The 12,078-nt window shown below is 60.1% G+C and carries 12 protein-coding genes; all 12 read right to left on the bottom strand.

Annotated features, from left to right (window positions below; translation table 11 throughout):
- Window positions 1-125: 125 nt before the first annotated feature.
- Window positions 126-380: a 30S ribosomal protein S15 gene (gene rpsO, locus GXM22_RS04470; RefSeq protein ID WP_005933138.1), complete on the bottom strand. Its 255-nt coding sequence runs from the start codon at window positions 378-380 to the stop codon at window positions 126-128.
- Window positions 381-527: 147 nt separating this feature from the next.
- On the bottom strand, window positions 528-1,448 hold the full coding sequence (gene ribF, locus GXM22_RS04465) for a riboflavin biosynthesis protein RibF (RefSeq protein ID WP_005933136.1): 921 nt from the start codon (window positions 1,446-1,448) through the stop codon (window positions 528-530).
- 6 nt (window positions 1,449-1,454) lie between these two features.
- Window positions 1,455-2,339 carry a tRNA pseudouridine(55) synthase TruB gene (truB, locus tag GXM22_RS04460; protein ID WP_035394168.1) on the bottom strand — a complete coding sequence of 295 codons (885 nt, stop codon included), beginning with the start codon at window positions 2,337-2,339 and terminating at the stop codon, window positions 1,455-1,457.
- The gene (locus GXM22_RS04455) at window positions 2,339-3,328 is read right to left on the bottom strand and encodes a DHH family phosphoesterase (RefSeq protein WP_005933132.1); all 990 of its coding nucleotides are present in this window, start codon (window positions 3,326-3,328) and stop codon (window positions 2,339-2,341) included. The genes truB and GXM22_RS04455 overlap by 1 nt, the downstream gene beginning before the upstream one ends.
- A gap of 17 nt (window positions 3,329-3,345) precedes the next feature.
- The gene (gene rbfA, locus GXM22_RS04450) at window positions 3,346-3,735 is read right to left on the bottom strand and encodes a 30S ribosome-binding factor RbfA (RefSeq protein WP_097772525.1); all 390 of its coding nucleotides are present in this window, start codon (window positions 3,733-3,735) and stop codon (window positions 3,346-3,348) included.
- Window positions 3,736-3,898: 163 nt separating this feature from the next.
- The gene (gene infB / locus GXM22_RS04445; protein WP_005933130.1) at window positions 3,899-6,376 is read right to left on the bottom strand and encodes a translation initiation factor IF-2; all 2,478 of its coding nucleotides are present in this window, start codon (window positions 6,374-6,376) and stop codon (window positions 3,899-3,901) included.
- Window positions 6,373-6,750, bottom strand: a complete 378-nt coding sequence (locus GXM22_RS04440; protein WP_005933129.1) for a L7Ae/L30e/S12e/Gadd45 family ribosomal protein — start codon at window positions 6,748-6,750, stop codon at window positions 6,373-6,375. The genes infB and GXM22_RS04440 overlap by 4 nt, the downstream gene beginning before the upstream one ends.
- Window positions 6,737-7,033: an RNase P modulator RnpM gene (rnpM, locus tag GXM22_RS04435; RefSeq protein WP_005933128.1), complete on the bottom strand. Its 297-nt coding sequence runs from the start codon at window positions 7,031-7,033 to the stop codon at window positions 6,737-6,739. The genes GXM22_RS04440 and rnpM overlap by 14 nt, the downstream gene beginning before the upstream one ends.
- A 36-nt stretch (window positions 7,034-7,069) precedes the next feature.
- Entirely contained in the window at window positions 7,070-8,185 is a 1,116-nt protein-coding gene (nusA, locus tag GXM22_RS04430) for a transcription termination factor NusA (protein WP_097770979.1), read from the bottom strand.
- A 35-nt stretch (window positions 8,186-8,220) separates the two neighbouring features.
- Window positions 8,221-8,712, bottom strand: a complete 492-nt coding sequence (locus tag GXM22_RS04425; RefSeq protein ID WP_005933125.1) for a ribosome maturation factor RimP — start codon at window positions 8,710-8,712, stop codon at window positions 8,221-8,223.
- Window positions 8,713-8,836: 124 nt separating this feature from the next.
- Entirely contained in the window at window positions 8,837-10,078 is a 1,242-nt protein-coding gene (locus GXM22_RS04420; protein WP_005933122.1) for an aminopeptidase, read from the bottom strand.
- Between the two features lie 498 nt (window positions 10,079-10,576).
- On the bottom strand, window positions 10,577-11,998 hold the full coding sequence (locus GXM22_RS04415) for a glycine--tRNA ligase (RefSeq protein WP_097772530.1): 1,422 nt from the start codon (window positions 11,996-11,998) through the stop codon (window positions 10,577-10,579).
- Between the last annotated feature and the right edge of the window lie 80 nt (window positions 11,999-12,078).

The raw sequence follows: 12,078 nt of genomic DNA, 5'->3' as shown, positions 1-12,078 counted from the left end.
AACGCCCGTGCCTTTTACAGCACAGGCGCTCGATTTACTGCTGCAACGCGCAGCAGCGGCCTGTTGTTCCTCAAAAAAGAGCAAAGGGCAGGCACCACAATGCGGTACCTGCCCTCTGTTTTCTATTACTTACGCAGACCCAGGGTTGCGATCAGAGCACGGTAACGCTCGATGTCCTTCTTCTGGAGGTAGGCCAGCAGATTGCGGCGGCGGCCAACCATCTTCATCAGACCACGGCGGCTGTGGTGATCGTTAGGGTTCTTCTTCAGGTGCTCGTTCAGCTCGTTGATGTGAGCGGTCAGCAGAGCGACCTGAACCTCGGGGGAGCCAGTGTCCTTCTCGGTCAGAGCGACTTTGGCCATAACTTCCTGCTTGTTCATAGTAACAGTACCTCTTTATAAAATTTTATTTGCCGTCGGCACAGAATGCGGGAAAACGGTACTCCCGAATGGGCATACTCCCAGCCCCGTGCCGCGGTAACATGGCTAGTATAACAGAAATCCGTACAAAAAGCAAGAAAAATTTTACTATGCTTTTGCAAAATAGGCCTTGGCGCGCCGGGCTGCATGGTCGATGCAGGCCTTCAGCTCGTCCAGGGTATCAAACTTTTTGCTGGGACTCAGGTAGGCGTAGAACTCCACCACCGGGTCGGTACCATAGAGGTCACCGGAAAAATCCGGGATAAAGGTCTCGCAGGTCACCTTGGTCTCGTCCGAATTGACAGTGGGCCGGGTCCCCAGGCCGGTGGCCGAGGGATACCAGGTATCACCGATCCGGGTGCGGGTGATATAGATGCCGTAGCGGGGCATCTGGAAACCCGCCGGGTAGATCTGGTTGATGGTGGGCACACCCAGCGTGCGGCCCAGACCTGCCCCGTGCTGCACCGCGAAGCGGATGGCATAGGGCATCCCCAGCATGGCGTTGGCGGCAGGCACATCGCCGCCCTCCAGTGCCGTGCGGATGCGGGTGGAGGACACCGGCTTTTCCTCAAACTGTGCCATGGGCACCACCACGACCTCCACCCCCAGCGGGGCGCAGAGCTCCTTCAGCAGCTCGGGGGTCCCGGCGGCCTTGGCACCAAAGGTAAAGTTTTCGCCGCAGAACAACGCCCTGGCGTGGCAGTCCTGCACGATGCCGTACACGAACTGCTCCGGGGTCATGGCGCGGATCTCCTCAAACTCGGGGCAGAGGTAACACTCCACTCCCAGGCTTGCGATCAGGGCATGCTTATCCTCGGTGGAGAGCAGACGGCGGCCCTTCATTTTGCTGTCAGCGGGCAGCTTGAAGGTGAACACCGCCGGGGCAGCGCCGTGGGCCTTTGCCCACTCCACTGCTCCCTCAATGACGGCACGGTGGCCGATGTGGATACCGTCGAAGTAGCCCATGGCAACAGCAGTGCCGCCCTCATGTTCCAGCGCCAGCGGCGACAGAGATGAAACGATTTGCATTGGTCGTCAGTTCCTTTCCACGAACAGCTTTTCCACCTTGAGCACACCGTTCACCACATTGGCAAGACCCAGAAACTGCCCTCCGGCGTTCCGCACGCGGTAGCGGCCGTCGGCAGCGGGATAGCGGCTGGTGGGGCACCCGTTGTAGAGGTGCTGCTCCACCCGCTCGTCCGCCACCAGCAGCGGCAGGCTGGCGAACACGCTTTCCACCGGCAGCATCAGAGCCTGCAGGGCCTCCGGCCCCGCGTCCTTTGCCGCCTGGATCTCTTCCAGCGTGTGGGCATCGGCTTCGGAATATACCCCGGCGGCCACGCGGCGCAGGGCGCTCATGGTGCCCTTCTGGCCCATGGCTTCGGCGATCTCCTCCAGCAGCACCCGGATATAGGTGCCTTTGGAGCACTTTACGGTCAGGGCATACTCGTTTTCCGCAGGGCTGCCCTCGTACCGGATGTCCAAAATCTCGATCGGCCGGGCCTTGCGCTCCACAGTTTTGCCCTCGCGGGCCAGCTTATAGAGCGGCTGACCGTTGATCTTGACTGCCGAGTACATGGGCGGGGTCTGCATCCGGGGGCCGAGGAACTGCGGCAGAACGGCCAGCAGCTCCTGCTCCCCTGCCGTTACCGGGGTGGTCTCCAGCACAGTGCCGGTCACATCCCCGGTATCGGTGCGCTGGCCCAGTCTGAGGACAGCGCGGTAGGCCTTGGTGTGGTCCAGCTGCAGATCAACTGCCTTGCTGGCCCCGCCGCAGAACACCGGCAGAACACCGGTCGCCATGGGGTCCAGCGTACCGCTGTGGCCCAGTTTCCGGGTACCCAGAATGCCCCGCAGCTTGGCAATGACATCAAAGCTGGTCCAATCGGTGGGCTTATCAACAATGAGGATCCCCTGCATCATGCTTCCTCCTGCGGTGCATCAAGAACAGCTTCCACCTCAGAGAGGATCGCGCTCTTGGCGTTGTCAAGGTTGCCCAGCAGCTCACAGCCCGCCGCACGGGTGTGGCCGCCGCCGCCCAGACGGCGGGCAATGGCACAGGCATCCACGCCCTTGGCGGTGCGCACGCTGATGCGGTAGCTGCCGCCGGGCTGCTGGCGCAGGGTCAGGCCGACCTTCACGCCCTCAATGCTGATGGGCAGGCTGGTCAGCTCTTCCAGATCCGCAGGGTCTACCCTGCTCTGCTCGATCTCATCCCGGGTCAGGTAAATGAGGGCGCAGCGGCCATCCAGATGATATTCCAGATGGTTGCGGGCGATCCGCTCGGCTTCCATCCGCTCCCGGGACTTGGTGTCAAACAGCAGGGTGTTCAGCTCCTCCACATGGGCACCGACCTCCATCAGCTTGGCAGCAGTGATGTGGGTGCTGGCCTTGGTGGAAGAGAACTTGAAGCAGCCGGTATCCGTGGACAGGCCGGTATACAGGCAATCGGCAATGTGGGGGGTGATCTCCACATGCATGGCACAGATCACCTCATACAGCAGCTCTGCCGCAGCGGCGGCGCTTCCGTCCAGCAGCGTGAACTCGGCGTAGCCGCTGTTGCCTGCATGGTGGTCGATGCACAGGTCCACATGGCGCGTGTACTGGGGAACGCCGTTGCCCTCGCCAAACAGCTGGACGCTGGCAACATCCACAGCCACCACGATCTGCGGCTCAAATTCGCCCTTGAACAGGCGGGGGTTGGTAAATGCGTACCGGCCGGGGATGGGGTCGGCGCAGAGCACGGCTGCGTGTTTTTCCAGTGCAAGCAGCGCATAGTAGAGCGCGCTGCCGCAGCCGACCGTATCACCATCCGGGTTTTTGTGGCACAGAATCAAGATGTTATCCGCAGCAAGCAGCTTTTCTGCCATCTGCTGTACATTCAGCTGTTCTGTCATCCCATGTTCCATCCTTTCCGCAAGGCTGATTATTCCTCGGTCTCTTCCGGCTGGCTGGTTTCCTCAGCGTCACCGTTCACGTTCAGCGTGCGGAGCAGCTCATTGATGTGGGCTGCGTAGGCGGCACCGTCGTCCTCCACAAAGATGAAGCGCGGAGCCTTCCGGATGTGCATCTTCTTGCTGACCTCGGTGCGCACATGGCCTGCGGCACGGTTCAGTGCCTCGATGGCGGGCTTGGGGCCGTCCTCGCGGCCCATCACGCTCACATAGACCTTTGCAACATCCAGGTCAGGTGTCACATCCAGACGGGTGACGGTCAGCAGACCGCCCTCCAGGCGGGGGTCCTTCAGCCGTCCGATGATGGCAATGACCTCACGCTTCATATCCTGGGCAAGACGACCCATATTTTTCTGAGACATAGCTTCTCCTCTAAAACAAAACCCCTCAGTCTCGCTTGCGCTCGACAGCTCCCCTAATGGGGGTGCCTTTGGCATAAAGATGAGGCTTCACCCGGCTGCCAAGGCCTCCCCTACTAGGGGAGGTGGCATTGCGAAGCAATGACGGAGAGGTTTAATCCGTTCCTTAGTCCCGATATTCTTCCATCTTGAAGGCCTCGTATACGTCGCCTTCCTTGACATCGGCAAACTTTGCCAGCGTAACGCCGCACTCGTAGCCCTCGGCCACTTCCTTGGCATCATCCTTGAAGCGCTTCAGAGATGCGATCTCGTCCTCCGTGATGACGATGCCGTCACGGACAACGCGCACCTTGCTGTCGCGGGTGATCTTGCCGCTGGTCACGCGGCAGCCTGCAACGGTGCCCACGTTGCTGATCTTGTAGACCTGACGGACCTGCAGCTCACCCAGAGCGACCTCGCGGAACTTGGGAGCCAGCATGCCCTTCATAGCATCGGTGACATCGTTGATGGCATCGTAGATGACGCGGTACATCCGCATCTCGACCTTGGTGGCGGCGGCTTCTTCCTTGGCCACGTTGTCGGGGCGGACATTGAAGCCGATGATGATGGCGTTGGAGGCATCGGCCAGGTCAACGTCGGACTTGCTGATGGCACCGACACCGGCGTGGATGACGCGGACGCGCACCTCATCATTGGAGATCTTCTCCAGGCTCTGCTTGACGGCCTCGGCGGAGCCCTGCACATCAGCCTTGACGACAATGGCCAGCTCCTTCATATCGTTCTGTGCCATCTGGCTGAACAGGTTATCCAGAGTGACCTTCTGGAAGGAGGAGAACTGCTTCTCCTTGGCAGCGGCAATGCGCTGCTCTGCCAGCTCACGGGCCAGACGCTCGTCGGCAACGGCCTCGAACAGGTCGCCTGCCTCGGGCACAGCGGTCAGGCCGGTGATCTCCACGGGGGTGGAGGGGCCTGCATCGTTCAACAGCACGCCCTTGTCGCTGCGCATGGTACGCACACGGCCCACAGCGGTACCGGCAATGATGACATCACCGGCATGCAGGGTGCCGTTCTGCACCAGAATGGTGGCGATGGGGCCCTGGCCCTTGTCCAGACGAGCCTCAACAACAGCACCCTTGGCGCGGCGGTTGGGGTTGGCCTTGAGCTCCATGACCTCGGCCTCCAGCGCGATCCGCTCCAGCAGGTCGTTGATGCCCATGCCGGTCAGTGCGGAAACGGGGATGCAGGCAACGTCGCCGCCCCAGTCCTCGGTGATGATGCCGTACTTGGTCAGGCCTTCCATCACGCGCTCGGGGTTTGCAGTGGGCTTATCCATCTTGTTCATGGCCACAATGATCTTGACATTGGCAGCCTTGGCGTGGTTGATGGACTCCACGGTCTGGGGCATGATGCCGTCATCGGCGGCAACGACCAGAACAGCGATATCGGTCATGTTGGCACCGCGGGCACGCATGGAGGTGAATGCCTCGTGGCCCGGCGTATCCAGGAAGGTGATCAGGCTGTCGTTGATCTTGACCTGATATGCACCAATGGCCTGGGTGATGCCGCCAGCCTCGCCTGCGGTGACATTGGTCTTGCGGATGGCATCCAGGATACTGGTCTTGCCGTGGTCAACGTGGCCCATGACACAAACAACGGGGGGACGCTCCACCAGATCCTCGGCGGAATCCTCCTCCTGGGTGAACAGGCGCTCCTCGATGGTCACATGCACCTCGTGCTCGACCTTTGCGTGGAACTCCTCAGCCAGCAGGGATGCGGTATCGAAATCGATCACGTCATTGATGGCGTGCATCTCGCCCATCTGCATAAACTTGGCAATGACCTTGCCGGCCTGCTGCTTCAGGCGGGCAGCCAGCTCACCGACGGTGATCTCATCGGGGATCATCACCTTCAGCTGTGCGTTGCGGGCCTTTTCCAGCTGGATGCGCTGCAGGCGCTCGAACTCGGTCTCGCGCTTGCCCTTCTGGAACTGCTGGCGCTGGCGCTGGCCGCGCTGGGTGAACTTCTGCTTGTTGCCCTGCGGGGTGGGCTTACGGCGGTTCTCGGTGTTCTTGGTGGAAGCCAGATCGTCATAGCGGGCATCAAAGCGGTCCACGTTCACATCCACAGTGCGGGTATCGACCGTCACCTGGCTGTCCTCGCGGCGGACAGAGACGGACTGAGCCGGGGCAGCAGAGGCTTTGGCACCGGTCTCGCGAGCCAGCTCGCTCAGGGAGACCGTCTTCTCCTCGCGCTTCTTGTGCTGCTCGTTCTTCTTCTCGCCGTGCTTATTGTTGTTATTGTTTGCCTTGGGCTGCTCTGCCTTTGCGGCAGGGGCAGCGGGCTTTGCTTCAGGCTTCTTCTCAGCGGCCTTGGGCTCTGCCTTTTTCTCCGCAGGCTTCTCGGCCTTTTTCTCCGCCTTCTTTTCAGGCTGGGCAGGCTGCTTTGCGCTGTTCAGGTACTCGTCCAGGCTGGCAACGCTGTTGTCCTTGCTGAATTTCTCCAGCAGGTAGTTCAGCTCGTTCTCTTCCAGGGTAGAGCTGTTCTTCTTGCCGGTGCTGCCCATGGCAGCCAGCTCATCCAGGACCTTCTTTGCAGAAACATTCAGGTCCTTTGCAAAATCGCTCACTTTATATTTTACGGTCATTCGCTCATATCCTCCTCATTTTTGATTGCCCCGCAGTCCGAAAGACGGTCAAAGCAGAGCTTTGCGAGGTTGCGGTCAGTCACCGCGTAAACAGCCACAGGCTTGCGGCTGATATCGGCCAGGCGGTCCTGGGTCAGTGGCATGGAGATCACGTCCACCAAGTCGCCCACAGCGTAGTTCAGGCGCTGCACGGTCTTGGCGCTGGCATCGGACGCGACCATTACCAGCCATGCCTTGCTCTTGACGCAGGCATCTTCCACGGCATCAAAGCCCATGGTCAGCGCGCCTGCCTTACGGCAGAGGCTCAGCGCCTGAAACAGCGCTTCTTCCGGGGCCATTTTGGGCTTTTCGGGGGTATTGTTATGCTTCGCCATTCGGCTGGGCCTCCTTTTCCACGTCGGCCAGCTGTGCGGCCAGCGCATCGTAAACCTCGGCGGGAACCGGCTGCTCAAAGCAGCGCTCCAGCGCCTTTTTCTTTTTGGCCTTTGCCAGACAGGCCGGGTCCGGGCAGAGGTAAGCGCCGCGGCCCGGCTTCTTGCCCACGGGGTCGATGCTGATCTCGCCGCTGGGGGCGCGCACCACCCGCACCAGTTCCTTTTTGGGGCGGCTGGTCATGCAGCCGATGCACTGGCGGGCAGGGATCTTTTTTTGTGCCATCCGGTTTCCCTCCTTCAGGTGCGGTCACAGCCGCTCTTACTCAGCGTCCTCGGTCTTGGGCTCGGCAGCCTTGGGCTCCTCGTCCTCGCCGTAGTAGCCGCTCTCGGGGCGAATGTCGATGTTGTAGCCGGTCAGGCGGGCGCACAGGCGGGCGTTCTGGCCCTTGTTGCCAATGGCCAGACTCAGCTGCTGGTCGGGCACGGTGACGCGGCAGGAACGGGTCTCGCCGGGCAGCAGCTCGACCTTGAGCACCTTGGCGGGGCTCAGGGCTGCGGAGATGAACTCGGAGACATCCTCGCTCCACTTGACGATATCGATCTTCTCACCGCCCAGCTTCTCGACCACAGCGGCCACACGGTCGCCGTGGGGGCCGATGCAGGCAGAAACGGGGTTGACGTTGGCATCCTTGCTCCAGACAGCCATCTTGGTGCGGGCACCGGCCTCGCGGCTGATGGCCTTGACCTCAACGGTGCCGTCATAGATCTCGGGCACTTCCAGCTCGAACAGGCGCTTGACCAGGCCCGGGTGGGTGCGGCTGATCATCACGCGGGCACCGCGCTCGCCGCTGACCACGTCCACAACGTAGACCTGCAGGGTCTGGCCCTCGGTGTAGGTCTCGCCGGGCACCTGCTCGTTGCGGGGCAGGATGGCCTCGCCGCCCTTGCCCAGGTCCAGGGCCACAATGCCCTTCTCGTTGTCCACGCGGGTAACGGTGGCCTGGATGATATCATGGGCGCGGGACTGGATCTCGCTCAGCTGCTGGCTGCGCTCGGCTTCCCGGATGCCCTGACGGATGACATGCTTTGCGGTCTGGGCGGCAATGCGGCCGAAGTCCTTGGTCTTGAGGGGGGTGACAACGCGGTCGCCGACCTCATAGCTCTTGCGGATCTTCTGGGCCTCGGTGATGCCGATCTCGGCGTGCTCATCGTACCAGTCCTCATCGGCGACAACGTTCTGCACCAGAGCGACGTTGAACTTGCCGCTGTCGGGGTCGATCTCCACCAGAACGTTGTCGTCCTCGACCTCATAGTTCTTCTTGACAGCGATCACGATGGCAGCCTTGATCTTCTCGATCAGGTACTCTGCGGTGATGCCGCGCTCATGCTCCAACATGGAGAGAGCTTCAAAAAATTCATTGTTCGCTGCAGCCATTTTTCGGGTTCCTCCTAAATATCATTCTTTCTCTTTTAATCAAACAGGTCCTCGTCGTCACACAGGCGCACCGTGCTGACGGCGGAAAGCTCAAACTGCATGGGGCCGGCCGGGCCTTCGAGCGTGATGGTATTGCCTTCGCGGGAAGTCAGGAGGCCGGAAAACTCCTTAACACCGTTCTCGTTGGCCCGGTACAGCCTGACGCTGACCTTCTGGCCCTGAACGGCTTCGTAGTGCTCCGGGCGGGTCAGCTTGCGGCCCAGGCCGGGGCTGCCGACTTCCAGATAATAGCTCTGTTCAATGGGGTCCGCCTCATCCAGGATGGGGTCCAGCGCATGGGAGACATCGGCACAGGTGTCGGTGTCCATGGTGGTGCCGTCCGTTTTGTCGATGAGGACACGGAGATACCAGTCCGGCCCTTCCTTTTCAAAGACCACGTCCCACAGGCGCAGGCCCATGCCCTCCACAGTGGGGCGGACAAGCGCTTCGACTCTCTGGGCGGTATTTCCGCCAGACTGCTTCGCCATAAAAACCTCCAAACAAACAAGAAACGCGGACCTTGCGGCCCACGTTTCAGTAAAAGTTATATCGTACTATTAGAATATAGCATACTTCCGGTAATTATGCAAGGGGTTTCGTGAAATTTTGCCCTTACAGCACCCAGACACCGTTCCGGAACAGTTCCACCACACGGCCGTCACGGCACTTGCCGGTGATATGGCTGTCCTCTGCACCGATCATCACATCCTCATGGATGGTGGACTGGTTCATGCCGCGTTCTTCCAGCTGCTCCTTGGTCAGGCCGGTGCCGCCCTCGGTGGTGCCGGGGTAGCTGGCACCAAAGGCGATGTGGCAGGCAGCGTTCTCATCGAACAGGGTGCTGTAGAACAGCGCGCCGCTGCGGTTGATGGGGCTGGATGCGGGCACCAGTGCCACCTCACCGATATGGCGGGCACCCTCATCGGTATCCAGCAGCCGGCCCAGCAGGTCAGCGCCCTCCTCGGCTCCATGCTCAACGACTTTGCCATCCTTGAAGGTAACATGGAATCCCTTGATGAGCTGGCCATTGAACACATAGGGCTTGGTGCCGTAGACGATGCCGTTCACCTTATCCTTGTGGGGAGCAGTGAACACTTCCTCGGTGGGGATGTTGGGCAGGAAGAACACGCCCTTCTCGCTCTTGCTGCCAGCGCTCTCCCAGCTGGCCTTCTCGGCCAGACCCACGGTCAGGTCAGTGCCGTTGGCGCTCTCAAAGTGGACGCTCTCCAGATCAAGGGCATTCATCTTCTCGCCCAGACTGGTCAGACGGTCCAGATGTGCCTTCCACTCGTTGACAGGGTCACCGCCGGTCACGCGGCAGACATCAAAGATGAGCTGCCACAGCTTCTCGATGGCAGCATCCGTGTCCAGCTCGGGGAACATCTTCTTTGCCCAGGGGGCGCTGGGCATGGCGGCAATGGACCACTGCACCCTGTCGTTCATGGTGTACTCCCGCCAGGGAGCCATAAATTTCCGGTTGGCGGCGTTCACACGGCTGATCTTGGCACCATCCAGACCGGCGTAGACCTCGGGGTCATCCGCAATGAGGTGCAGCACGCAGACACTGCCCTCGCTCTCTGCGTAGTCGAGGTAGCGGCGCAGCTGGTAGGGCTTGCTGTCGGTCAGGGCTTCCTCGCTGCCCAGCTCCATCCGGGTGCGGGATACGGCATTGTCGCTCCAGTCCACCTGAACATCACGGGCTCCGGCCTCGAAGCCGCTGCGCACGCACAGGCGGGCCAGCGGGGCAGCCTCCAGCGGGCAGCGGATGATCATGGTCTGGCCCGGCTGAGGGTTCACGCCCACCCGGACGATAAAGTCAGCGTATTTTTTGAGCAGTTCATCAAAGTTTTTCACAAAAGGTTCCTTTCTGCCGCAAGAAACGGCATGGTTGTTTTGCCCTAAGTATACCCTCTTTTTTCAATTCTGTCCATCGGATAAAAGAAAACAGACGCTTCCGTCGTTGAAAAACGGGGAAACGTCTGCTATACTAACCTTGGGAGTGCTGTCCACATACGGTAAGCGGTCTAACCTTTCCGGCCCAAGCGTCGGGGAGGCGAATATTTTTTGTCGTGCCCCTGACGCTCTGCTGCGAAAGGGGTGATGCTCTATGACGCTATTGGAAACTTTAGCCCTGCTGACATTGCTTGCAACCGTCGGCTTTGGCGTGTTCGATATCGCATGGAAAATCTTTACACACAAAAAATGACCGCCCTCAGCGTCCAAACCTGAGCGGTCATTCTTTGTGAATAACTTGCCGGGAAGGTACTGACCGTTTGCCGGACAGCACTCTCTTTATCTATAATATACCACAGCCCCGCCGAAATTGCAACGGCGGGGCTGTTTTTATTTGGATCAGAACTCGATCTTGCTCTCGATATAGCTCTTGAGCTCGGAGATGGGCATACGCACCTGCTCCATGGTATCACGGTCGCGGACGGTGACGCAGTTGTCAGCTGCGATCCCCTTGGCCTCGTCACCCACAGTGTCGAAGTCCACGGTGATGCAGTAGGGAGTGCCGATCTCATCCTCGCGGCGGTAACGCTTGCCGATGGAACCGGTATCATCGTAGTCCACCATGAAGTACTTGCTCAGCTCGTTGCGGATCTCCATGGCCTTGTCACCCAGCTTCTTGCTCAGGGGCAGCACAGCACACTTGTAGGGAGCCAGAGCCGGATGCAGGTGCAGGACGGTGCGGACATCTTCCTTGCCCTTGGCATCGACCAGATGCTCCTCATCGTAAGCCTCGCACAGGAAGGCCAGCGCCACACGGTCGCAGCCCAGAGAGGGCTCAATCACGTAGGGGATGTAGTGCTCGTTGGTCTCGCTGTCGAAGTACTCCAGGCTCTTGCCGGAGGCCTCCTGATGGCGGGTCAGGTCGTAGTTGGTGCGGTCTGCAATGCCCCACAGCTCGCCCCAGTCGGTGAACGGGAAGGCATACTCGATATCAGTGGTAGCGCGGCTGTAGAAGGCCAGCTCTGCGGGCTCGTGGTCACGCAGGCGCAGATGCTCCTTCTTGATGCCCAGGCTCAGCAGCCAGTTCTCGCAGTAATCCTTCCAGTAAGCGAACCAGTCCAGATCGGTGCCGGGCTTGCAGAAGAACTCGCACTCCATCTGCTCGAACTCACGGGTGCGGAAGGTGAAGTTGCCCGGGGTGATCTCGTTGCGGAAGGCCTTGCCCACCTGGCAGACACCAAAGGGCAGCTTGCGGCGGGTGGTGCGCTGGATGTTGGCAAAGTTGACAAAAATGCCCTGTGCGGTCTCGGGGCGCAGGTAGCAGGTAGAAGAGCTGTCCTCGGTGACACCGATGGCAGTCTTGAACATCAGGTTGAACTTGCGGATGGGGGTAAAGTCATGCTTGCCGCAGACAGGGCAGACGATGTCCTCGTGGTCGGCGATGAACTGATCCATCTCATCAAAGCTCATGGCATCCACATTGACCTCGGGATGCTCCTCACCGATCAGCTTATCAGCACGGTGGCGTGCCTTGCAGGCGCGGCAGTCCAGCAGGGGGTCAGAGAAGCTGGAAACGTGGCCGGTGGTCACCCAGGTCTGGGGGTTCATAATGATGGCAGCATCCAGGCCCACATTGTAGGGGCTCTCCTGGACAAACTTCTTCAGCCATGCTTTCTTGACGTTGTTCTTGAACTCAACGCCCAGGGGGCCGTAGTCCCAGCTGTTGGCAAGACCGCCATAGATCTCAGAACCGGGGAACACGTAACCACGGTTCTTGCAGAGATTGACGATCATATCAAGGGTCTTTTCGCTCTGTTCCATTGTAATAACATCCTTTCCGTCCGCGGCTGGCTTGCCGTGTCGTGTGTGTTGTTTCGGGCAGCTTCCCCACTGCCGCATAT

Source organism: Faecalibacterium duncaniae, assembly GCF_010509575.1.
Classification (GTDB): Bacteria; Bacillota; Clostridia; order Oscillospirales; family Ruminococcaceae; genus Faecalibacterium; species Faecalibacterium duncaniae.
This window is presented reverse-complemented; position numbering and strand designations above follow the sequence as displayed.